The 21,563-nt window shown below is 64.4% G+C and carries 31 protein-coding genes; 28 read left to right on the plus strand and 3 right to left on the minus strand.

Features of this window, described 5'->3' with window-relative positions:
- Nucleotides 1-11 precede the first annotated feature (11 nt).
- The 25 genes from rpsS (at nt 12) to CA260_RS05780 (ending at nt 15,251) form a co-directional block, all read left to right on the plus strand.
- Nucleotides 12-284, plus strand: a complete 273-nt coding sequence (gene rpsS, locus CA260_RS05660; protein WP_017461870.1) for a 30S ribosomal protein S19 — start codon at nt 12-14, stop codon at nt 282-284.
- Entirely contained in the window at nt 284-619 is a 336-nt protein-coding gene (gene rplV / locus CA260_RS05665) for a 50S ribosomal protein L22 (RefSeq protein WP_038620440.1), read from the plus strand. The genes rpsS and rplV overlap by 1 nt, the downstream gene beginning before the upstream one ends.
- Nucleotides 620-632: 13 nt before the next feature.
- Entirely contained in the window at nt 633-1,382 is a 750-nt protein-coding gene (rpsC, locus tag CA260_RS05670; RefSeq protein ID WP_111981404.1) for a 30S ribosomal protein S3, read from the plus strand.
- A gap of 11 nt (nt 1,383-1,393) precedes the next feature.
- A complete protein-coding gene (gene rplP / locus CA260_RS05675) occupies nt 1,394-1,807 on the plus strand; it encodes a 50S ribosomal protein L16 (protein ID WP_038620428.1) in 414 nt (137 codons plus the stop codon).
- A gap of 1 nt (nt 1,808) precedes the next feature.
- Nucleotides 1,809-1,994 (plus strand): 50S ribosomal protein L29, encoded by a 186-nt coding sequence (gene rpmC, locus CA260_RS05680; RefSeq protein WP_019464891.1) that lies wholly within the window; start codon nt 1,809-1,811, stop codon nt 1,992-1,994.
- A 12-nt stretch (nt 1,995-2,006) separates the two neighbouring features.
- Nucleotides 2,007-2,267, plus strand: a complete 261-nt coding sequence (gene rpsQ / locus CA260_RS05685; protein WP_038620426.1) for a 30S ribosomal protein S17 — start codon at nt 2,007-2,009, stop codon at nt 2,265-2,267.
- A 14-nt stretch (nt 2,268-2,281) separates the two neighbouring features.
- The gene (gene rplN / locus CA260_RS05690) at nt 2,282-2,650 is read left to right on the plus strand and encodes a 50S ribosomal protein L14 (RefSeq protein WP_038620422.1); all 369 of its coding nucleotides are present in this window, start codon (nt 2,282-2,284) and stop codon (nt 2,648-2,650) included.
- A 14-nt stretch (nt 2,651-2,664) separates the two neighbouring features.
- The gene (rplX, locus tag CA260_RS05695; protein ID WP_019464889.1) at nt 2,665-2,979 is read left to right on the plus strand and encodes a 50S ribosomal protein L24; all 315 of its coding nucleotides are present in this window, start codon (nt 2,665-2,667) and stop codon (nt 2,977-2,979) included.
- A 12-nt stretch (nt 2,980-2,991) separates the two neighbouring features.
- A complete protein-coding gene (gene rplE / locus CA260_RS05700) occupies nt 2,992-3,534 on the plus strand; it encodes a 50S ribosomal protein L5 (RefSeq protein ID WP_038620419.1) in 543 nt (180 codons plus the stop codon).
- Nucleotides 3,535-3,552: 18 nt separating this feature from the next.
- Nucleotides 3,553-3,858, plus strand: coding sequence for a 30S ribosomal protein S14 (rpsN, locus tag CA260_RS05705; protein WP_111981405.1), 306 nt, complete (start codon nt 3,553-3,555; stop codon nt 3,856-3,858).
- A gap of 221 nt (nt 3,859-4,079) precedes the next feature.
- Nucleotides 4,080-4,475, plus strand: a complete 396-nt coding sequence (gene rpsH, locus CA260_RS05710) for a 30S ribosomal protein S8 (RefSeq protein WP_111981406.1) — start codon at nt 4,080-4,082, stop codon at nt 4,473-4,475.
- Nucleotides 4,476-4,485: 10 nt separating this feature from the next.
- Nucleotides 4,486-5,013 (plus strand): 50S ribosomal protein L6, encoded by a 528-nt coding sequence (gene rplF, locus CA260_RS05715; protein ID WP_038620412.1) that lies wholly within the window; start codon nt 4,486-4,488, stop codon nt 5,011-5,013.
- 29 nt (nt 5,014-5,042) lie between these two features.
- Nucleotides 5,043-5,396 (plus strand): 50S ribosomal protein L18, encoded by a 354-nt coding sequence (rplR, locus tag CA260_RS05720; protein ID WP_111981407.1) that lies wholly within the window; start codon nt 5,043-5,045, stop codon nt 5,394-5,396.
- A 118-nt stretch (nt 5,397-5,514) separates the two neighbouring features.
- Nucleotides 5,515-6,024, plus strand: coding sequence for a 30S ribosomal protein S5 (gene rpsE / locus CA260_RS05725; RefSeq protein ID WP_111981408.1), 510 nt, complete (start codon nt 5,515-5,517; stop codon nt 6,022-6,024).
- Complete coding sequence (gene rpmD, locus CA260_RS05730; protein ID WP_046972898.1) at nt 6,017-6,214, plus strand: 50S ribosomal protein L30; 198 nt, start codon at nt 6,017-6,019, stop codon at nt 6,212-6,214. The genes rpsE and rpmD overlap by 8 nt, the downstream gene beginning before the upstream one ends.
- Nucleotides 6,214-6,651, plus strand: a complete 438-nt coding sequence (gene rplO, locus CA260_RS05735; RefSeq protein ID WP_202864066.1) for a 50S ribosomal protein L15 — start codon at nt 6,214-6,216, stop codon at nt 6,649-6,651. Before rpmD ends, rplO begins: the two co-directional genes overlap by 1 nt.
- Nucleotides 6,652-6,655: 4 nt before the next feature.
- A complete protein-coding gene (gene secY, locus CA260_RS05740; protein ID WP_038620404.1) occupies nt 6,656-7,981 on the plus strand; it encodes a preprotein translocase subunit SecY in 1,326 nt (441 codons plus the stop codon).
- A gap of 137 nt (nt 7,982-8,118) precedes the next feature.
- A complete protein-coding gene (gene rpsM / locus CA260_RS05745) occupies nt 8,119-8,475 on the plus strand; it encodes a 30S ribosomal protein S13 (RefSeq protein ID WP_019464879.1) in 357 nt (118 codons plus the stop codon).
- 12 nt (nt 8,476-8,487) lie between these two features.
- On the plus strand, nt 8,488-8,874 hold the full coding sequence (gene rpsK / locus CA260_RS05750) for a 30S ribosomal protein S11 (RefSeq protein WP_007513384.1): 387 nt from the start codon (nt 8,488-8,490) through the stop codon (nt 8,872-8,874).
- Between the two features lie 11 nt (nt 8,875-8,885).
- A complete protein-coding gene (gene rpsD, locus CA260_RS05755) occupies nt 8,886-9,512 on the plus strand; it encodes a 30S ribosomal protein S4 (protein ID WP_038620398.1) in 627 nt (208 codons plus the stop codon).
- A gap of 16 nt (nt 9,513-9,528) precedes the next feature.
- Nucleotides 9,529-10,527: a DNA-directed RNA polymerase subunit alpha gene (locus CA260_RS05760; RefSeq protein ID WP_111981410.1), complete on the plus strand. Its 999-nt coding sequence runs from the start codon at nt 9,529-9,531 to the stop codon at nt 10,525-10,527.
- Nucleotides 10,528-10,832: 305 nt separating this feature from the next.
- Nucleotides 10,833-11,213, plus strand: a complete 381-nt coding sequence (gene rplQ / locus CA260_RS05765; protein ID WP_111981411.1) for a 50S ribosomal protein L17 — start codon at nt 10,833-10,835, stop codon at nt 11,211-11,213.
- A gap of 283 nt (nt 11,214-11,496) precedes the next feature.
- Entirely contained in the window at nt 11,497-11,994 is a 498-nt protein-coding gene (locus CA260_RS05770; RefSeq protein WP_111981412.1) for a disulfide bond formation protein B, read from the plus strand.
- Between the two features lie 13 nt (nt 11,995-12,007).
- Nucleotides 12,008-13,384 (plus strand): class II 3-deoxy-7-phosphoheptulonate synthase, encoded by a 1,377-nt coding sequence (locus CA260_RS05775; protein WP_111983023.1) that lies wholly within the window; start codon nt 12,008-12,010, stop codon nt 13,382-13,384.
- 232 nt (nt 13,385-13,616) lie between these two features.
- Nucleotides 13,617-15,251 carry an MASE1 domain-containing protein gene (locus CA260_RS05780; protein WP_172461731.1) on the plus strand — a complete coding sequence of 545 codons (1,635 nt, stop codon included), beginning with the start codon at nt 13,617-13,619 and terminating at the stop codon, nt 15,249-15,251.
- On the opposite strand, the gene CA260_RS05785 is transcribed toward CA260_RS05780, so the two are convergent.
- The gene (locus CA260_RS05785) at nt 15,248-16,852 is read right to left on the minus strand and encodes an amidase (protein WP_111981414.1); all 1,605 of its coding nucleotides are present in this window, start codon (nt 16,850-16,852) and stop codon (nt 15,248-15,250) included. The genes CA260_RS05780 and CA260_RS05785 overlap by 4 nt on opposite strands.
- Nucleotides 16,853-17,066: 214 nt before the next feature.
- On the opposite strand from CA260_RS05785, the gene CA260_RS05790 reads away from it, so the two are divergent.
- Both CA260_RS05790 and CA260_RS05795 read left to right on the plus strand, forming a co-directional pair.
- Entirely contained in the window at nt 17,067-17,762 is a 696-nt protein-coding gene (locus CA260_RS05790) for a c-type cytochrome (protein WP_238149699.1), read from the plus strand.
- Complete coding sequence (locus CA260_RS05795; protein ID WP_111981416.1) at nt 17,759-19,042, plus strand: cytochrome c; 1,284 nt, start codon at nt 17,759-17,761, stop codon at nt 19,040-19,042. The genes CA260_RS05790 and CA260_RS05795 overlap by 4 nt, the downstream gene beginning before the upstream one ends.
- 2 nt (nt 19,043-19,044) lie before the next feature.
- Here the strand turns inward: CA260_RS05795 and CA260_RS05800 are convergent, their stop codons facing one another.
- On the minus strand, nt 19,045-20,034 hold the full coding sequence (locus CA260_RS05800) for an NAD(P)H-binding protein (RefSeq protein ID WP_111981417.1): 990 nt from the start codon (nt 20,032-20,034) through the stop codon (nt 19,045-19,047).
- A gap of 90 nt (nt 20,035-20,124) precedes the next feature.
- Here CA260_RS05800 and CA260_RS05805 point away from each other — a divergent pair, with 90 nt between their 5' ends.
- Nucleotides 20,125-21,018: a LysR family transcriptional regulator gene (locus CA260_RS05805; RefSeq protein WP_111981418.1), complete on the plus strand. Its 894-nt coding sequence runs from the start codon at nt 20,125-20,127 to the stop codon at nt 21,016-21,018.
- An 11-nt stretch (nt 21,019-21,029) separates the two neighbouring features.
- On the opposite strand, the gene CA260_RS05810 is transcribed toward CA260_RS05805, so the two are convergent.
- A complete protein-coding gene (locus CA260_RS05810; protein WP_111981419.1) occupies nt 21,030-21,524 on the minus strand; it encodes a mismatch-specific DNA-glycosylase in 495 nt (164 codons plus the stop codon).
- Between the last annotated feature and the right edge of the window lie 39 nt (nt 21,525-21,563).

Raw genomic sequence — 21,563 nt, forward strand, 5'->3', positions numbered from 1 at the left:
AGGAAACGACTATGCCGCGCTCTCTAAAGAAAGGTCCGTTCGTCGACCTGCACCTCGTAAAGAAGGTGGAAGCCGCCGTTTCCGCCAATAACAAGCGTCCGATCAAGACCTGGTCGCGTCGTTCGATGATCCTCCCGGAGATGGTTGGCCTGACCATCGCCATCCACAACGGCCGTCAGCATGTCCCCGTGCTGGTCAACGAGAACATGGTCGGGCACAAGCTCGGCGAGTTCGCGGTGACCCGTACCTTCAAGGGCCATGGCGGCGACAAGAAGGGCAAGTGATGAGCACTGAAGCCAAAGCGATCCTGCGCAGCGCCCGCATTTCGGCGCAGAAGGCACGCCTGGTAGCTGACCTGGTCCGCGGTATGCCCGTGGGCCGTGCCAGCGACGTGCTCAATTTCACCAACAAGAAGGCCGCGCACATTGTTCGCAAGGTGCTGCTGTCAGCCGTCGCCAACGCCGAGAACAACCTCGGTGCTGACGTCGACGAGCTGAAGGTCTCGCGCATCTTTGTCGACGAAGGTCCGGCGATGAAGCGCATGTACGCCCGCGCCAAGGGCCGCGGTTCCCGCATCCTGAAGCGCACGAGCCACATCACTGTGGTCGTTGGCAACTAAGAGGACATAGACGATGGGTCATAAAGTTCATCCCACCGGTATCCGCCTCGGCATTGCCAAGGACTGGAACTCGAAGTGGTACGCCAATAAGGGCGAATACGCCCAGTACCTCGCGGCCGACCTGAAGGTCCGTGAGATGCTGCGCAAGAAGCTGGCCCAGGCCGGCATTTCGAAGATCCTCATCGAGCGTCCGGCCAAGACCGCGCGCGTGACGATCCACACCGCCCGTCCGGGCGTGGTGATCGGCAAGAAGGGCGAGGACATCGAGAAGCTGCGCAAGGAAGTCAGCGACATGATGGGCGTTCCGGCGCACATCAACGTCAGCGAAGTGCGCAAGCCCGAGCTGGACGCGCAGCTGGTCGCCGAGTCGATCGCGCAGCAGCTGGAGCGTCGCATCATGTTCCGCCGCGCCATGAAGCGCTCGGTCGGCAACGCGATGCGCCTGGGCGCCCTGGGCATCAAGATCAATGTCTCTGGTCGTCTGAACGGCGCCGAGATTGCTCGTTCCGAATGGGCTCGTGAGGGTCGCGTTCCGCTGCACACGCTACGTGCGGACATCGACTACGGCTTCGCCGAGGCGAAGACCACCTACGGCATCATCGGCATCAAGGTGTGGATCTACAAGGGCGAGATCTTCGATCTGTCCCAGATCAACCAGGAGCCGAAGGAAGAGCAGTCCCAGCCGCGCCGTGAGGGTGGCGAGGGTCGTCGTGAATCGCGTCGCGAGGGCGGTGAAGGCCGCCGCGAGCGGACGGCGAAGTAAGGAGAGTTGCCATGCTGCAACCCAAGCGAACCAAATTCCGTAAGCAGTTCAAGGGCCGCAACGACGGTCTGGCGTTCAGCTCGAACCTCGTCAGCTTTGGCGAGTTCGGCCTGAAGGCCACCACGTTCGGCGCGCTCACCGCGCGTCAGATCGAGGCCGGTCGTCGCTGCATCACCCGCTTCGTCAAGCGCGGCGGCAAGCTGTGGATCCGCGTGTACCCGGACAAGCCCATCACCAAGAAGCCCATCGAAGTTCGAATGGGTGCCGGTAAGGGTGGCGTCGAATACTGGGTCGCTCCGATCCAGCCGGGCCGCATGCTTTATGAAATCGAGGGTATCGACGAGGCAACCGCACGCGAGGCTTTCCGCCTTGCCGCTGCCAAGCTCTCGGTCCAGACCCAATTCGTGACCCGGGCGGTGATGTGATATGGCCATCAAAGATCTGACCAACAAGACGGCCGAAGAGCTGAATAAGCACCTGCTGGACCTGCGCAAGGAGCAGTTCAACCTGCGCATGCAGAAGGGCACCGGCCAGCTCAACCAGCCGCACCAGCTGCGCCGCGTTCGGCGCGACATCGCCCGCACGAAGTTCGTGCTCGGCGGCAAGAAGTAAGGGACGGCCGATATGAGCGACAACCAGAAGCAGACGCGCACCCTCGAGGGCCGCGTCATCAGCAACAAGATGGACAAGACCGTGACGGTCCTGATCGAGCGCCAGGAACAGCATCCGCTGATCGGCAAGATCATCCGCCGTTCGACCAAGCTGCACGCGCAGGACGACCTGGGTGCCAACGAAGGCGACCTGGTCCGCATCGCGGAATGCCGTCCTCTGTCCAAGACCAAGCATCACCGCGTGGTCGAAATCATCACGCGCGCTAACGTCTAAGGGAGGGTGCAGACATGATCCAGATGCAAAGCACGCTTTCCGCGGCTGACAATAGCGGCGCCCGCGAACTGATGTGCATCAAGGTGCTCGGCGGCTCCAAGCGCCGTTACGCCGCGATCGGTGACGTGATCAAGGTCACCGTGAAGGATGCCATCCCCCGCGGCAAGGTGAAGAAGGGCGAGGTGTACAACGCCGTGGTGGTTCGTACCGCCAAGGGTGTGCGCCGTCCCGATGGCTCGCTGATCCGTTTCGACGGCAATGCAGCGGTCCTCCTCAACAACAAGCTCGAGCCGATCGGCACCCGTATCTTCGGACCGGTCACTCGCGAGCTGCGCAGCGAGAAGTTCATGAAGATCGTCTCGCTCGCGCCCGAAGTGCTCTGAGCGGAGACTAGACCATGAACCGTATCCGCAAGGGTGATCAGGTCCTCGTGATCACCGGCAAGAACAAGGGTCAGCGCGGCGACGTGCTGCGTGTTGATGGCGACCGCGTGTTCGTCTCCAACGTGAACCTGGTCAAGCGTCACACCAAGCCGAATCCGCAGGCCAACCAGGCCGGCGGCATCGTCGAGCGTGAGGCTTCGATCCACATCTCCAACGTCCAGCTGTTCAACTCTGCCACGGGCAAGGGTGAACGCGTTGGCGCCAAGACGCTCTCCGATGGGCGCAAGGTGCGCGTGTTCAAGTCCAACGGCGAAGTTGTGGACGCGTAAGGAATAAATGTTATGACGACGCGTCTCGAAACGTTTTACAAAGACCAGGTCATCAAGAAGCTCACCGAGCGTTTTGGTTACCAGAACGTGATGCAGGTTCCCCGCATCACCAAGATCACGCTGAATATGGGCGTGGGCGAAGCCGCCGGCAACAAGAAGGTGCTCGAGAACGCCGTGGCCGACATGGCCAAGATCTCGGGCCAGAAGCCGATCCAGACCAAGGCCCGCGTGTCGGTCGCCTCGTTCAAGATCCGCGACGGTTGGCCGATCGGCTGCAAGGTCACCCTGCGCCGCGCCCAGATGTGGGAATTCCTCGATCGCCTGATCAACATCTCGCTGCCGCGTACGCGCGACTTCCGTGGTGTCTCGGGTCGTGCCTTCGATGGCCGTGGTAACTACAACTTCGGCATCAAGGAACAGATCATCTTCCCGGAAATCGACTTCGACGCCGTCGACGCGATGCGTGGTATGGACATCTCCATCACCACCACCGCCAAGACCGACGAAGAAGCCAAGGCGCTGCTGGAAGCCTTCAGCTTCCCGTTCCGCAACTAAGAGAGTCGCGAGAGACATATGGCCAAGACCTCGATGGTTAACCGCGACCTCAAGCGGACCAAGCTCGTCAAGAAGTACGCCGCCAAGCGCGCCGAACTGAAGGCGATTGTGCTGAGCCCCACCGCCTCCTACGAGGAGAAGATGGAGGCCCAGGCCAAGCTGCAGAAGCAGCCGCGTGACGCCAGCCCGGCTCGCCAGCGTACCCGCTGCGCGCTGACCGGCCGTCCGCGCGCCGTGTACCAGAAGTTCGGCCTCGGCCGTAACAAGCTGCGCGAAGCCACCATGCGTGGCGACGTTCCTGGCCTGCGCAAGGCCAGCTGGTAAGACCCCAAACAGGGCAGGGCGGGGAAAACCCGCTCTTGCTCGATGCGGCGGCGGGCCCTGCGGCCTGCCGCCGTTGGCGCGAATACGCGCCGACATTCGCAAAGTCGGAAAAATGCTGCTATAGTCGATGGTCTGCACTTCGCAGACCGGTCACTGTGCCGGCATACAACTCAATTGATTTCCGGTTTTTCGGATATCGGTGCACTCTGAAGGATGTTTTCATGAGCATGACTGATCCCATCGCCGATCTGTTTACGCGCATCCGCAATGCCCAGCTCACGGGCAAGCAGACCGTAAACATGCCGTCGTCGAAGCTGAAGGTGGCCATCGCCAACCTTCTCAAGAACGAGGGCTATATCCTCGACGCCAAGTCCTCCGCCGTGGAGGGCAAGCCGGTGCTCGAGATCAAGCTCAAGTATTTCGAAGGCCGTCCGGCCATCGAGACCATTACCCGCGTCAGCCGCTCGGGCCTCCGCGTCTACCGCGGCAAGGACGAACTGCCGAAGGTCCTTGGTGGCCTGGGTATCTCGATCATCTCGACTTCCGCCGGTCTGCTGACCGACGCGCAGGCCCGTGCCAAGGGTCTGGGCGGCGAAGTCATCGGCCAGGTCGCATAAGGAGCCGACGATGTCCCGCGTTGCCAAACAGCCGATTACCCTGCCGAAGGGCGTTGAGATCACCTCGAACGCCAATGGCATCACCGTCAAGGGCCCGAAGGGCACCCTGGCGACCCACGCCCTGCCGGGCGCATCCGTTTCCATCGACAACGGCGTGGCGAACATCGCCGTGGCCGAAGGCGCCGATGACAAGTTCGGTGGCACGCTCCGCGCGCTGCTGGCCAACATGGTCAAGGGCGTGTCCGACGGTTATGAGCGCAAGCTCGAGCTCGTCGGCGTGGGCTACCGTGCCTCGATGGCCGGCAAGTCGCTGAACATCGCTCTGGGCTTCTCGCATCCGGTCGTGTTCGACGCGCCGGAAGGCATCTCCATCGAAACCCCGTCGCAGACCGAAATCCTGATCAAGGGTACGGACAAGCAGCGCGTGGGCGAAGTGGCCGCCAAGATCCGTGCGATCCGTCCGCCGGAACCGTACAAGGGCAAGGGCGTCCGCTATTCGGGCGAGAAGATCACCCTGAAGGAAGCCAAGAAGGCCTAAGGGTCTATCCGCTTCCTGGAGAGAACACGATGAACAAGAACGAATCCCGCCTGCGCCGCGCAAAGGCCACTCGCTCCCACATCCGCAAGCTCGGTGTGGCTCGCCTGTCGGTCCATCGCACCGGCCAGCACCTGTACGCGCAGGTGTTCGCCGCCGACGGCCAGAACGTGGTTGCGGCTGCTTCCACCGTACAGAAGTCGGTGGCCGAAGGCCTGAAGGGCACCAAGAACCTCACCGCCGCTGCTGCTGTCGGTAAGGCCGTGGCCGAGCGTGCGCTGGCAGCCGGTATCGAGTCCGTGGCGTTCGATCGCTCGGGCTTCCGCTTCCACGGTCGTATCAAGGCGCTGGCCGATGCGGCCCGCGAAGCCGGCCTGAAGTTCTAAGCCGGTTGGCATCGAGTGCCGGGTTCGCCCGGCACTTGAAGCCACATGTAGTACCCACAACTCCAAGCGGCCCAGCCGCAAGCAAAAGTCCTGGTCCGCCAGGCATACGGAAAAGAACATGTCTTCTACCGATCGCGAAAATTCCGACGGCCTGCTCGAGAAGCTGATTGCCGTCAACCGCGTGGCCAAGACCGTGAAGGGTGGCCGCCAGATGAGTTTCACCGCGCTGACCGTGGTCGGCGACGGCGAAGGTCGCGTGGGCTTCGGCTATGGCAAGGCGCGCGAAGTGCCGGTCGCCATCTCCAAGGCCATGGACCGCGCCCGCCGCAACATGGTGAGCATCGATCTCAACAACGGCACGCTGTGGTACGCCATCAAGGCCAACCACGGTGCAGCTCGCGTGTTCATGCAGCCGGCCTCTGAAGGTACCGGCGTCATCGCCGGCGGTGCCATGCGCGCCGTGCTCGAAGTGGTGGGCGTGAAGAACGTGCTGGCCAAGGCCGTCGGTTCGCGCAACCCGATCAACCTGGTCCGCGCGACCATCAAGGGCCTGCAGGCCGTTGCCTCGCCGAAGCAGATCGCTGCCAAGCGTGGCAAGACCGTGGAAGAGGTGCTGGGCAATGGCTAAGAACAACGAAACCGCCGCCACCGTGCGCGTGCGCCTGGTCAAGGGCCTGCGCGGTGTGCAGAGCCGTCATCGCCTGAGCGTCAAGGCGCTCGGCCTGAGCAAGCTCAACGACGTCCGTGAGTTGAAGGACAGCCCGCAGGTGCGCGGCCTGATCAACACCGTCTATTACCTCGTGCGGGTTGAGGAGTAATCACCATGCGTCTTAACGACATCAAGCCGGCCGCCGGTGCCCGCAAGACCCGCCTTCGCGTGGGTCGCGGTATTGGTTCGGGCCTCGGCAAGACCGCCGGTCGCGGTCACAAGGGTCAGCACGCTCGCGCGGGCGGCACCCACAAGTACGGTTTCGAGGGCGGCCAGATGCCGCTGCAGCGTCGCCTGCCGAAGGTTGGCTTCCGCTCGCTGAAGAAGAAAGAAAGCCAGGAAGTGTTCCTGTATGAGTTGGCGGCTCTCAAGGCCGACGTGATCGACGCGATCGTCCTGCATCAGGCCGGTCTGATCGACAGCCACGCCAAGAAGGTCAAGGTCGTCCTCAAGGGCGAGATCGGCCGCGCGGTGAAGCTGTCGGGCCTGCTGGCCACGGCCGGCGCCAAGGCGGCGATCGAAGCTGCCGGCGGCAGCGTGGAGTAATCACGTGGCGTCAGCCCAGGGCACATCGCTCGGATCGCTCGGCAAGCTGACGGAACTGCGTCAGCGCATCTTCTTCGTGATTGGTGCGCTGATCGTCTTCCGTCTCGGTTCCTTCATCCCGGTCCCGGGTGTCAACCCGGAAGCCATGACGAACCTGATCGAGCAGGGCGGCGGCCTGATGAACATGTTCAACATGTTCTCGGGTGGCTCGCTGGCACGCTTCTCGGTGTTCGCGCTTGGCGTGGTGCCGTACATCTCCGCATCCATTGTGGTGCAGATGATGGGTTCGGTGATCCCGAGCCTGCAGGCGCTGCGCAAGGAAGGTGAGTCCGGTCGTCGCAAGATGACCACCTACACGCGCTTCGGCACGGTGGGCTTGGCGGCCTTCCAGGCGTTCGGTATCGCAGTGGCACTGCAGAAGCAGGTCGCAGCGGGTGGTGCACCGGTGGTCTATACCCCGGGTGCCGGCTTCATCATGGCGTCAATCGTCGGCCTCACCGCCGGCACGATGTTCCTGATGTGGTTGGGTGAGCAGATCACCGAGCGCGGCATCGGCAACGGCATCTCGCTGCTGATCTTCGCCGGTATCGTCGCGGGTCTGCCGGGTGCCGTGGCGCACACGCTGACCATGGCCAGCAACGGCGAGCTCTCCGTGATCAAGATGATCATGGTGGTGGGCCTGATCCTCGCGGTGACGGCGTTCGTGGTGTTCATGGAGCGCGCCCAGCGGCGCATCACGGTGAACTACGCGCGACGTTCCGGCGGGCAGCGGGCCTACATGAACCAGACCTCGCACTTGCCGCTGAAGATCAACATGTCGGGCGTGATCCCGCCGATCTTCGCGTCGAGCCTGCTGATGTTCCCGGCGACCGCGGCAACGTGGTTCGGCCAGGGCCACCAGTCGCGCTGGTTGACCGAGCTGACCCAGGCGCTCACCCCGGGTGAACCCCTGTACGACATCGTCTTCGCGGTGCTGGTGATCACCTTCGCCTTCTTCTATACGGCGATCGTGTTCAACTCCCAGGAGACGGCGGACAACCTCAAGCGCTCCGGCGCCTTGATTCCGGGTATCCGCCCCGGCCGCTCGACGGCCGATTACATCGATAACGTGATGACCCGTCTGACCGGTGTCGGCGCCCTCTACCTGGTGCTGGTCTGTCTGGTTCCCTCGTTTATGCAAAAAGCGTGGCACGTCCCGTTCTACTTCGGCGGCACCTCTCTGCTGATCGTCGTGGTTGTGGTGATGGATTTCACTGCCCAGGTGCAGGCGCATTTGGTCAGTCACCAGTACGAAAGCCTGCTCAAGAAGGCCAACCTCCGCCGCAACTGATGGCTGCTGGGGTGGTGGGAAGTTGGTCTGGATTGGAGGGCAGCGGTACCCCTGGTGCCGCAGGGCTTTCCTGTTGGGTTATTTACGGTTAGAATTGCGCGTTTACCGCGCACGAAACGCATCGGAGAAAGTACATCATGGCGCGCATCGCGGGTGTCAATTTGCCGGTCCAGAAACATGTCTGGGTTGGCCTGCAGAGCATTTACGGGATCGGCCGCAGCCGGGCCAAGAAGGTCTGCGCGGACGCAGGCGTGGTTCCCACCACGCAGATCAAGTCCCTGAGTGAAGGTGAAGTGGAAAAGCTTCGCCACGAAATCGGCAAGTACGTCGTCGAAGGCGATCTTCGCCGTGAGGTCGGTATTGCCATCAAGCGTCTGATGGATCTGGGTTGCTACCGCGGCCTGCGTCATCGCCGTGGCCTGCCGGTGCGCGGCCAGCGCACGCGTACCAACGCACGCACCCGCAAGGGCCCGCGTCGCGCCATCAAGAAGTAACGGATTCCGAACATGGCCAAGCCTGTCAAGACCAAGAAGAAGATCAAGCGCGTTGTCACGGATGCCGTGGCCCACGTGCAAGCCTCCTTCAACAACACCATCGTCACCATCACCGATCGCCAGGGCAACGCCCTGTCGTGGGCGACTGCCGGCGGCGCGGGTTTCCGCGGTTCGCGCAAGTCGACCCCGTTCGCTGCCCAGGTGGCCGCCGAGAAGGCTGGCCGCGCGGCTGGCGACTACGGCGTGAAGACGGTGGAAGTGCGCATCAAGGGCCCGGGCCCGGGTCGCGAGTCGGCGGTTCGTTCGCTGAACGCCCTCGGCTACAAGGTTCTCAACATCATTGACGTTACGCCGATTCCGCACAACGGCTGCCGTCCCCCCAAGAAGCGTCGAGTCTAAGGAGCATACCCATGGCACGTTATCGTGGAGCTACCTGCAAGCTCGCCCGCCGCGAGGGTGCAGACCTCAGTCTGAAGAGCCCCGCTCGCGCTATCGATTCGAAGTGCAAGCTGGAAAACAAGCCCGGTCAGCATGGCGCCAACAAGCGCGCCCGTCTGTCGGACTATGCGCTGCAGCTGCGTGAAAAGCAGAAGGTCAAGCGCATCTACGGCGTCCTCGAGCGCCAGTTCAGCAACTACTACACCAAGGCGTCGACCCTCAAGGGCAACACCGGTGAGAACCTGCTGCGCCTGCTCGAGAGCCGTCTGGACAACGTCGTCTACCGCATGGGCTTCGCGGTCACCCGCGCCCAGGCCCGTCAGCTGGTCAGCCACAAGGCTGTGCTGGTCAACGGCAAGAAGGTGAACATTCCGTCGTACCAGGTTCGTTCCGGCGACGTGGTGGCCCTGACCGAGCGCGCCCGCAACCAGCTGCGCGTGCAGGAAGCGGCGACCGTGTTCGACACCATGGACCTGCGCCCGCAGTGGGTGGAAGTCGACAGCAAGAAGTTCGAAGGCACCTTCAAGGCGATGCCGGACCGCGGCGACCTGCCGACCGACATCAACGAGAGCCTGATCGTCGAGCTCTATTCGAAGTAATCAACCGGAGCCCTGCATGGCAGTTTCGTCAACTAGCGTGCTGCGGCCTCGCGGCCTCAGCGTCGAGCAGCTTGGACCCAACCGCGCGAAGGTGGTGGTCGAGCCGCTCGAGCGTGGTTTCGGCCACACCCTGGGCAACGCGCTGCGTCGCGTGCTGCTTTCCTCGATCCCTGGCTCTGCCATCGTCGAGGTGGAAATTGATGGCGTGCTGCACGAATACACCACCCTTGAGGGTTTGCAGGAGGACGTGATCGAAGTCCTGCTGAACCTCAAGGACGTGGCGATTCGCCAGCATACGGGTGACGAAGTCACCCTGACCCTGTCCAAGAAGGGCAAGGGCGTGGTCACGGCCGGCGACATCGTCGTCGACCACTCGGTGGAAATCATCAACCCCGAGCATGTGATCTGCCACCTGACCAAGGACATCGCGCTCAACATGCGCCTGAAGGTGCGTCGCGGTGTCGGCTACCAGCCGGCCAGCGCGCGCCAGCACCCGGACGACGAAGCTCGTCCGATCGGTCGCCTGCAGCTCGACGCGTCGTTCGCGCCGGTGCTGCGCGTGGCCTACGAGGTGGACGCTGCCCGTGTGGAACAGCGCACCAACCTCGACAAGCTGGTGCTGGACATCGAGACCAATGGCACCATCGGTGCGGAAGACGCGGTTCGCAAGGCCGCCGAGATCCTCAACGACCAGCTGTCGGTGTTCGGTGACTTCTCGCGCCGCGAGAGCGCCACGGACAAGGCGGAGAAGGGCGGTTTCGATCCGCTGCTGCTCCGTCCGATCGACGACCTGGAGCTCACCGTGCGTTCGGCCAACTGCCTGAAGGCCGAGAGCATCTACTACATCGGCGACCTGGTGCAGAAGACGGAAGTCGAACTGCTCAAGACGCCGAACCTCGGCAAGAAGTCCCTGACCGAAATCAAGGACGTGCTGGGTGGTCGTGGTCTGGCCCTGGGCATGAAGCTCGAGAACTGGCCGCCGCCGGGCTTGTCGCACGGTATGCAGCTGGGCTGATGTTCCAAGGCGGCCGTCCGCGGTCGCCGGTAGTATCGGCAAACTGGCGAGCGCACTTCGGTGCGCTCGCCAGCTTCCAAAAGCGGCTCACAAAAGTCGCGTGATGTTCGGGTGACTAACTTAGTCGCTTGGTATTGGCGGTCTGACGAGTGCTCATCCCTCGGATTTTGCAGGCGCCCCAACGGCAACCTTGCCGTCTTGCTCAACAAGAGCCCGTAACACGAAGGGCTTCATCAGCGGGTAACCGCGGGAAGTCGGACCTAACCGCCGACTTTTCATAACAACAGACATAGAGAGTAATAGCCATGCGCCACCAGAAATCCGGTCGCAAGCTCAACCGCACGAGCAGCCACCGCGAAGCCATGTTCAAGAACATGGCTGCGTCGCTGATCAAGCACGAGCTGATCCGTACCACCCTTCCCAAGGCGAAGGAACTTCGTCGCGTCGCCGAGCCGCTCATCACGCTCGCCAAGACCGATGGCGTCGCCAATCGTCGTCTCGCTTTCGCACGTCTGCGCGACAAGGAAGCCGTGGGCAAGCTGTTCATCGAGCTGGGCCCCCGCTACCGCGAGCGTCCCGGCGGCTACCTGCGTATCCTCAAGGCTGGCTTCCGCGCTGGTGACAACGCCCCGATGGCGTACGTTGAACTGGTCGATCGTCCGCGTACTGAGGCGGCTGCCGAGTAATCGGTGCCATCTTGCGTTTCGCAAACCCTGGCAGGGCGACCTGCCGGGGTTTTTGCGTTATGAGCGTCAGATGCCTTGCTTGCGCGCACGGTGGTGCAGCCTTTGTGTTTGTGGGGACGGCAAGAACTCGCGCATGGCCCCTCCGCGTGCGCTCCTACGTCAGGGCGGGCGCGGCCTTGGCCGGATTGACGAGTGCAGATACCGCGACGGGTGATCCGGCAGGGCTGACAGTCGCCGGGCGAGCGGGTAATGTCCGCTTTCGCAACGCAGCATCCCTGAGCCAATGAATCCCTTCCGCTGGTCGTACCGCACCACTTATCTCGCTGGTTTCTTTGTTTGCGCGGCCCTGCTGGGCTATGCGCTGTATGCCGAGCACGTGCTGGGCATGATTCCCTGTCCGCTCTGCATCTTCCAGCGCATCGCATTCATGGTGATGGGCCTGTTTTTCCTGCTCGGTGGCGTACATGCGCCGCGCGGCGGGGCGCGTTGGGTGTATACCGGCGGCGTGCTGCTTGGCGCGCTGGGCGGCATCGCGACGGCAGCGCGGCATCTTTGGTTGCAGACGCTGCCGGCCGACCAGATCCCTGCATGCGGGCCGAACCTCGGCTACATGATGGACACGTTTCCGTTTGCCAAAGTGCTGAAGATGGTGTTCACCGGTTCGGGTGAGTGCGCCAAGATCGAGCCGGTGTTTGGCCTTCCGATGCCCGCGTGGACGCTGCTGTGGTACCTGCTGCTCGTCTTCGTTGCGTTGTATGCCGCCGCGCGCAAGCGCGCCTGATTGGGCCGTCACCATGAGCCATGCCTTACCTCTGACACAACTCGTTCCCACTGGCTGGACGCCCGAGAGCTGGAAGCAACGCGAAGCACTGCAGCAGCCCTTCTATGAAGATCCGGCTGAGCTTGCCCGTGCCACGGGCCAGTTGGCCGCGCTTCCGCCGCTGGTCACTTCCTGGGAGGTGTTGGCGTTGAAGCAGGCGTTGGCCGATGCCCAGGACGGCAAGCGCTTTTTGCTGCAGGGTGGTGACTGTGCGGAGAGCTTTGCCGACTGCACCAGCCCGATCATTTCCAATCGTCTCAAAGTGCTGCTGCAGATGAGCCTGGTGCTGGTGCACGGACTGCAGAAACCGGTACTTCGCGTGGGACGGTTTGCCGGTCAGTACGCCAAGCCCCGTTCGGCTGATACCGAGACGCGTGATGGCCTGACCTTGCCGAGTTTTCGCGGCGACCTGGTCAACAGCCCCGAGTTCACGCCGCAGGCGCGCCGCGCGGATCCGCAGCGCCTGATCCAGGCGCATGCGCATTCCGCGCTGACGATGAATTTCGTTCGCGCGCTGATCGATGGCGGCTTCGCCGATCTTCATCATCCCGAGTACTGGGATCTCGCATGGGTAGAGCACTCGCCGTTGGCAGCCGAATATCGACGCATGGTCACGGCCATTGGCGACTCGTTGCGCTTCATGGAGACCCTGGCAGGCCCGATCGCAGGGTTCTCGCGCGTGGATTTCTTCACCTCGCACGAAGCGCTGCTGCTGCACTACGAAGAGGCCCTCACGCGCCAGGTACCGCGTCATCGCGGCTGGTTCAACCTGTCCACGCACTTCCCGTGGATCGGCATGCGCACGGCCGCGCTGGATGGCGCGCACGTGGAATATTTCCGCGGCATCCGCAATCCGGTGGCGGTGAAGGTGGGGCCATCGGTCACGCCGGACCAGTTGCTGCCGCTGATCGATGCGCTCAATCCGGAAGACGAACCCGGACGGCTAACGCTGATCCACCGCATGGGCAATGGTCCGATCGGCCGCGCCCTGCCGCCGTTGCTGGATGCGGTGAAGCGGGAGGGACGTCGCGTGCTCTGGGTTGCCGATCCGATGCATGGCAATACCGAGACCACCTCTAACGGCTACAAGACACGTCGATTCGACAACATCCGCGGCGAGCTAGACCAGGCGTTCGACATCCATGCAGCGGCAGGCACGCGTCTGGGTGGTGTGCATCTGGAATTGACGGGTGAGGATGTGACGGAATGCATGGGCGGCGCGCGCGACCTCAGCGAGGCCGACCTGGATCGCGCCTACAAGTCGATGGTGGATCCGCGCCTCAACTACGAACAGTCGCTGGAACTGGCCATGCTGATCGTGCGCAAGTCCGTCGGTTCGCACCCGGCCTGAGAGGGGTGCAGGCGGCCCTGGCCCGGCTTCAGCCGTGCTTTCCATGGCCGAAATGGGGATATGGCGGCGGATTCGTCTGAAAGATGAGTCCGTGATGAATATGTGATGAAAATCCTGCGAGAATGCGGTGGCGTCGGCATTCCCGGAACGGGACCGCGCTTTCCAAACAGGGGTCGGGTTTTCGGCAGTGGCGATGTCAGGCAACGGTTTAGCGCGCTTGTGGGGGCGCTTCATGGGGCAAAGGGGACTCCAGCATGTGTGGGTAGCGGGCATCTATGGCGCCTGCTACGAGCTGATGCGCGAGATCTCGGTCGCGAACTGGAACCTTCCCACCGGCCTGCGCGTGCTGTGCCTGCTACTGGTGCCGTATCGCTTCTGGCCGGCGATGATGGTTGGCGAAATGATCGCCTTGGCCCATCACGGCTGGGCGCATCACGAGGAGTTCGGCTGGCTCTGGACGGCGGTCATCACCTTTCCTCCCTTGCTGCTGGCTGCAGCGCCAGTGGAGCTCGCGCGGCGCCATCTGCCTTTGTTCCGAGGTGAGGAGCCCGACGTAACGGCGATCCTGACCTACGTCCTGATCGGTGGCGCGGTCAATGCATTGGCCAATACCTGGGGCTTGTCGACGGTGCATATGCCGCCGGGCGAGACGGCGCCGGAAATCACCTTCCACATCGTGCTGACCTATTTCCTGGGCAGCTATCTGGGTGCGTTGACCCTGGTGCCCGCGGTGCTTGCCCTCTGGCGGCCCGGGGCCGGTTGGTCGCGCTTTGCCACCGATCGTGCATTTCTTCGCGATAGCGCCATCGGCATGGTCCCCGCGTTGGTGCTGTTGATGGGTCTCATCACCTACAGCAAGAACGACGAAGTGGTGGAAATCGCACGCATGGCGGCCTTTTTGCCCGCGGCGTGGATGACCTTGCGCCACGGCTGGCGTGGCGCGGCGATCGCCGGCTTGCTTGCCAGTTTCGCGGTGGAGTTCACCGTGACCGTCACCGTCAGCCGTGACCCCGCCGTCATCCAGGCCCAGGCGCTGGTCGCCTTCGCGGTGTCCAGCCTGCTCATGCTGGGTGGCCGGTTGCCGCGCGTCGTCAAGGCGGCTGGGGCGGACGCACGCGACGTGGGCGAATCGTTGCGCGGATTCCAGCTCGCGCAGCAAGGGCTCTACCAGGAGGAGCTGCGACTTCGCTACGTGGCCGATTCGCTCGATCGATTGGGCGAATCGATGCTGATGGGCCAGAAGCGCATGATGGACCGGTTCGGGCCGGCGCTTCCTTCGAACATGGAACACGCCTATGCGAGGCATCTGGACCTGACCCAGCGCGAGATGCAGCGGCTGGCCAACGCCCTGCACCCGCGTTCCTGGCGAGAACGCGGGTTGGCCGCGACGTTTGAGGATGGTCCACTGGCCCAGGCGGCGGCGATGGCGGGTGCCGAATACGCCTGTGAATTTTCCGGTGCCGGATTGAACCTGCTGGCGCCCGATGTCCACATGATGCTTTACCGGCAGGCCTGCGAAGTGCTGGTGTACCTGCTCGCGCGCGAGCCGGTCAGGCGCTTTCGATTGCAGATACGCGGCGGCTGCACGCATGGGCGGCGCTGGGTGGTGTTGCGCATGACTGCCGTGCGCGCCGCGGCGTCGCAACGGGGCCGGCCCGCACCCGAATGGCGGCAGTTGGTGTCCCTGTTGGGCACCAACGGGCAGGGCATGACGACGGTGCGCGAGCGTGCACAGATTTACGGTGGCCTGGTGCACGAGCACGAGGACGAGCACCACCTTGGCGTAGCGCTGTTGCTGCACGATGCCTTGCGCATCGAGGCTTCAGCCGAAACTGACCTGCTTTACGCGAGGCCGGCCTCGATCTAGGGAGCCGGCGGTACCGGCATGCCGCCCACGGTGTCCAGGAAGGTCGGTGGCTGCCAGGCCTTGGCGTGCTGTTCGAAGCCATAGGCTATGCTGATCAAGGTCGGCTCGCTCCAGCGCGTACCAAACATCACGATGCCTACCGGCAGGTCATGCGCGAAGCCGGCAGGCACGGTGATGGACGGATAGCCAGCCATCGCCGCCGGCTGCGAGGCGCCGCCGACGGTCGGGTCGCCGCTGACCACGTGGTCGCCCAGTACGGGGTCGGTAACGAAGGTCGGCCCCCAGGAAGGGGCAAGCAAGGCGTCCAGATGATGAGCCTTCAAGGCCGCGTCGATGCCGTCCGGGCCGGAGATCTGCTTGGACTTTGCCAGCGCGGACATGTAAGCCTCGTCGCTGAGCGCGCCCTTGGCCTGCGCCTGTTCGAACAACTCCTGGCCGAACCATGGCATCTCGCGCTCCGCCTCTCGCTGGTTGAAGGCGATCAGGTCGGCGAGGGTTTTCACCTTCAGGCCGGTGCGGGTGGCGAGGTAGGTATTGATGTCGTGCTTGAAGTCGTAGAGCAGCACGGTCAGTTCCGTGTCGCCCAGCTCTTTCAGATGCGGCAAGTCCACCGGGTCGACGATGATGGCGCCCTGCGCCTTCATCAGCGCGATGGACTCATCGAGGACGCGGTCGGCGTTGGGCTCCGCACCGGCCATTTCCCGGACGACACCGATGCGCTTGCCGCGCAAGCCGTCGGCGTTGAGGAAGCGCGTGTAGTCGGTGGCATGGCGGTCGGCCTCGACCGTGGCCGGGTCGCGCGGATCGGTGCCCGCGATGACGCTGAGCAGGGCCGCGGCATCGGCCACGTTGCGCGCCATGGGGCCGGCGGTGTCCTGGCTGTGACTGATCGGCACGATGCCGCTGCGACTGACCAGGCCCAGCGTCGGCTTGATGCCCACGATGCCGTTGGCTGCCGCGGGGCAGATGATGGAGCCATCCGTTTCGGTGCCGATGGCCACCGTGACCAGTCCCGCCGCGACCGCCGCGCCCGATCCCGCGCTGGAGCCGCAGGGGTTGCGATCAAGCGCGTACGGGTTGCGGGTCTGCCCACCGCGCCCGCTCCACCCGCTGCTGGCGTGGTTGGACCGGATGTTGGCCCATTCGCTCAGATTGGTTTTGCCAAGGATCACCGCGCCATGGCTGCGCAGGCGCTCGACCAGTCCGGCGTCGCGGGGCGCCGGTGCGTCCATCATCGCCAGCGAGCCGGCCGTGGTCAGCATGCGATCGCCGGTGTCGATGTTGTCCTTCAGCAGCACCGGGATGCCGTAGAGCGGGCCGCGTCGCTTCGTGCGCTTGCGCTGGCTGTCCAGCTTCTGGGCGATTTGCAGCGCATCGGGATTGGTTTCCAGCACGGCTTTCAGTGTCGGGCCGGACTGGTCGATGCGGCGGATGCGATCGAGAAACTGCTGGGCCAGCGCGCGGCTGGTCAGCGTGCCCGCGTCCATGTGCTGCTGTAGCGTGGCGACGGAAGCGAATGCGTCATCCGGTGCTTCCGCTGCCATCAACGGTGATGAGGTCAGCAGGGCAAGTACGGCGAGGACCAGCGGGCGGCGGAGCATGGAGGCAGCCTCGGACAAAGTTGTGCGACATGATGTCGCAAAACGGCAGGCTATCGGAGTTTGCCGTGGTCCGGTGAGGGCCGCTGCCTATAATGAGCGAACGACATCGCCGCGCCGTCCTGGCGGCAGCGCACCAGGCTTACTAGGGAAGATCATGAAAGCGCTCTCAGCGAAGCTGTGGCTGGCCAGGCGTGTCCTTGGCGCATGGGTGGGCATGCTCGTCCTGCTGCCTTTTGGTGCCTTGGCCCAGGACGCTCCGCATCCGGTGATTCCCGACACCCTGCAGCAGCGCATCGCCGCGTGCACGGCCTGCCATGGCGTGCATGGCGAAGGTACCCCCGAGAGCGGTTTCTTCCCGCGCCTGGCGGGCAAGCCGGCCGGTTATCTCGCGCGCCAGTTGAAGGACTTCCAGGACGGCCTGCGCAAGTACGGCCCGATGGAATACACGGCGCGTCAGCTCAGCCCGGCATACATGCACGAAATCGCCGAATACTTCGCCGCGCAGGACGTGCCCTACAGTCGCTCGCCGCTGCCGCCGTTGTCGGCGGCGACGCTCAAGCGCGGCGAGGAACTGGTGACGCATGGCGATCCATCGCGCGAGATTCCCGCGTGCTCGGCGTGCCACGGCAGCCAGCTCACCGGTGTGCAGCCGGATATCCCGGGCCTGGTCGGTTTGCCGTACGACTACATCAGTTCGCAGCTGGGTTCGTGGCGCACCAAGACGCGTGCCACGGTGGCGCCGGACTGCATGTCCGAGATCGCCAACCGCCTGAGCGAATCGGACATCAGCGCGGTATCGGCGTGGCTGGCCAGCCGTGAACTGCCGGCGGACATGCATGCGCAGCCCGCGGGCTCGGTGACACCACCACTGCATTGCGGCGTGCTCGGCGACAAGGGAGACGGCGCATGAAGCGCGTGATAGCGATCGTGATCGTCTTGCTGCTGGCGGTGGGCGGCTGGTCGCTGTTCCACACGCAGGCCAGGCAGCCGGTGTCGCCGTCGGCGAGCCAGGTGACGGAAGCCACGCTGAAGGATCCGGCGCTCATCGCCAAGGGCGAGTACCTCGCCACCGTGGGCGACTGCGCGTCGTGCCATACGGAGCGTGGCGGCGTGCGCTACGCGGGCGGGCGCGTATTGCCCACGCCGTTTGGCAATATCCCCGCGCCGAACATCACCCCGGATCGCGAAACCGGCCTGGGCGGCTGGAGCTTCGAAGATTTCTGGCAGGCGCTGCACAGCGGCATGGGTCGCCACGGCGAGTTGCTGTATCCGGTGTTTTCCTACACGTCGTTCACCAAGGTCACGCGCGACGATGCGCTGGCGATCTTCGCCTACCTGCAATCGCTGCCGGCCACGAACCAGGCGGCCAAGCCTTTGGGCCTGGGCTTCCCCTACAGCGTGCGCAACAGCCTCAAGGCATGGCGCGCGCTGTATTTCCAGGAAGGCGAATACCAGCCCGACGCCTCCAAGTCGGATGACTGGAATCGCGGCGCCTACCTCGTGCAAGGCCTTGGCCATTGCAACGAATGCCATGCGCCGCGCGATTCGTTCGGCGGTTCGCAGAACAAGCCTTCGCTCGCGGGCGGGCAGATTCCCTCGCAGAACTGGTACGCGCCCGACCTGAGCACCCAGGCCAACGGTGGCCTGCAAGGCTGGAGCGAACAGGACATCGTCGACCTGCTCAGGACGGGTCAGTCGGCGCGCGGTACGGCGTTTGGCCCGATGGCCGAAGTGGTGCAGCAGAGTACGCAGCACATGCGCGATGAGGACCTGCGCGCCATCGCCGTGTACCTGCAATCGCTGCCGCCGCGCGTGGCCGTGGCGGAGCCGACATCACCGCTCGATACCAGGCCGATCCTCGCGCAAGGCGCGAAGGTCTATGCGGAACGCTGCGCCGATTGCCATGGCAAGGACGGCAATGGCGTGGCTGGCATCTATCCGCCACTCAACGGCAATTCGTCGGTGAACGAGCCCAGCGGCATCAATGCCATCCGCGTGGTGCTGCTCGGCGGATTCCCGCCGGTGACAAAGGGCAACCCGCGTCCGTATTCGATGCCGCCGTTTGCCCAGCAGCTCAGTGACAGCGATGTGGCCGCGGTCGTCACCTACATCCGCCAGTCCTGGTCGAACCATGCGTCGCTGGTGATGGAGCGTGACGTCATCAAGAACCGCCACACGCCGATCGACTGACCTCACGCGCGCTGCATCAGTCGCGTGTCGTCGGCCACCGCACGGGGCAGGCAGTCGACGCCGATCAGCGCGGCGCGCACGGCGTCATCGAGCGGCGTGTAGAGATCGTCGCCGAGGAATGCCCGCAACTTGCGGTCGTCCAGCCGGATCGGGTCGCGCCAGAGATAGCGCATCTTGCACAGCTCGCGCAGCGTTTCGTTGAACGGTGACGCCAGTCGAGCCAGCCACCAGGGAAACGCACCGGCGCGAATCGTCGGTTCACCGGCGACACGCCGGATCGCGTCCAGCATCGCGTGTCCATCCAGCCAGTGGCCGCCGAAGTGAAAGCTGTCGACGTCGGCCAGTTCGTGCTCGCGATCGAGCAACCGCGCCAGCACGTCGCCGACATCCGGCAGATAGGCCCACGCGTGGCCGAGGTCGTAGCGACCGGGGTACTGGATGCGGCGCACCGGCTTGCCCGCCTTGACCAGCCCTTGCGCAAACCAGTTGTTGCCGGCGCGGGGACCGAAGAAGTCGCCACAGCGAAGCACCAGCGATCGCACGCCCAGGCTCGCGGCGCTACGCAACCGCCGCTCCATTTCCGTGCGGATGTCGCCCTTGCGCGTGCATGGGTGCTGCGGCGACGCCTCACTGAGCACAGGAAAGGCGTCGGCACCGTAGTTGTAGATCGTGCCTGGCAACACGACGCGGCTGCGGCTGGCCTTGGCTGCCGCGAGGGTGTTGTCCAGCATCGGCAGCACCAGGCGCCCCCAGCCGCGATAGCCGGGCGGGTTTACCGCATGGACGATGACGTCGGCGCCCGCCGCCGCGTGCAGCACGTCCTCGGCGTTCATGGCGTCGCCGACGCGCCAGTCGATGCCGTCCTTGCCGGCTTCCGATGGCGTGCGCACCAGGGCGCGTACCTGCCAGCCATGTCGGCGCAGGGCCACGCAGGTTTCCCGGCCGATGCCGCCGTTTGCGCCGATGACGAGGGCTGTCCGCTGAATGGTCATGGTTGGTCCTCAGGGAAGGTGAGGAAAGCTTGCGGCTGGCCCGGGTAAAAGAAAATTGCCGAATATCGAAGGTCTGCTATAAAAATATGCATGACCTCGAACGATCCCGGATGGGAGCTCTACCGATCCTTCCTCGCGGTGATGCACGAAGGCAGCCTGTCCGCCGCTGCGCGCGCCCTTGGCATGACCCAGCCCAGCCTGGGGCGTCATATGCGCGAGTTGGAAACGGCCCTTGGGACGGCCCTGTTTGCGCGCTCGCCTCAGGGGCTGACGCCGACCGAGCTGGCACGCGAACTGGTGCCGCACGCTCAGGCCATGGCGTCGGCAGCTGCAACCCTGCAGCGCACGGCATCGGCCGGCCGGGAGGAAATCAGCGGTACGGTGCGCCTGACCGCCAGCGAGGTGATCGGCGCGGAAGTGCTGCCGCCCATCCTCACCCTGTTCCGCGAACGGCATCCCGGCGTCGTCGTCGAGCTGGTGCTCTCCAACCAGAGTAGCGACCTGCTGCGCCGCGATGCGGACATCGCCGTGCGCATGGTGCAGCCCACCCAGGAGGCCCTGGTCGCCCGGCACGTGGGCCGCATCGAACTGGGCCTGTTCGCCCATCGCCGGTACCTGGATGCGCATGGCCAGCCGTCGACCATCGCCGAGCTCGGCGGCCATGCCTTGATCGGCTTTGATACCGAACGGCCGTATATCCGCCGGTTGCGTCCCGAGGGCATGCCGTACACCCGCGAGCACTTTTCGCTGCGCACGGACAGCGACCTGGCCGCGCTGGCGGCGTTGCGTGCCGGATTTGGCATTGGCTTCGCGCAGGTCAACCTGGCACGGCGCGATCCGCAGCTGGTGCGCCTGCTGCCGGACCCGCTGTCCTTGGCGCTCGAAACCTGGGTGGTGATGCACGAGGACCTGCGCCAGAGCCTGCGTGTTCGCCGGCTGTTCGATCATCTCGCCGAGGCATTGGAAGCCTACGTGAGAGGCTGAGCGGCCGCAGGTCAGGCCCGCACGAGATCCGCCAGCGCCTGCCAGGGCGCCTGATCCCAGTGCCCCCGCGCCTGGCCGGAAGGCGAGGGCAGCACGAACAGCCGGGTTTCGCCGATGCGCTCCGCCTGCAGCCCATAACCTGCAGGCCGCCCAAGCGCGGCGCGTGCGGCCGCCTTGCTGGTGAAAGCGAGCACGCCCGGCGCATGCTGCGCGATGCGACGCCGCAGGGCCTCCACGTCGAAGGCGTCGCGCGGAAGCTCATCGTCATTGCCCATGTGGTGCTTCGCCAGATCGGTCAACCCGATGCCCAGCGCGGGCAGCCGCGGGTATTCGGCAGGCGCGAACAGGCGGGGTGTCAGCTGCACGGCATGCAGGGTGCGCCAGAACATGTTGCCCGGATGCGCGTAGTACGCGCCGGCCTGCGCCGAGCGACGGCCCGCGGCGGTGCCGCAGAACACCAGTTGCAAGCCCGGCTGCAGCAGGTCGGGAAGAATCGGTTCACGCATCGTCGTGCAGCATAGCGTGCGCTGGCGCTGTCCCTCAAA

The sequence above is a fragment of the Dyella jiangningensis genome (assembly GCF_003264855.1).
GTDB lineage: Bacteria > Pseudomonadota > Gammaproteobacteria > Xanthomonadales > Rhodanobacteraceae > Dyella > Dyella jiangningensis_C.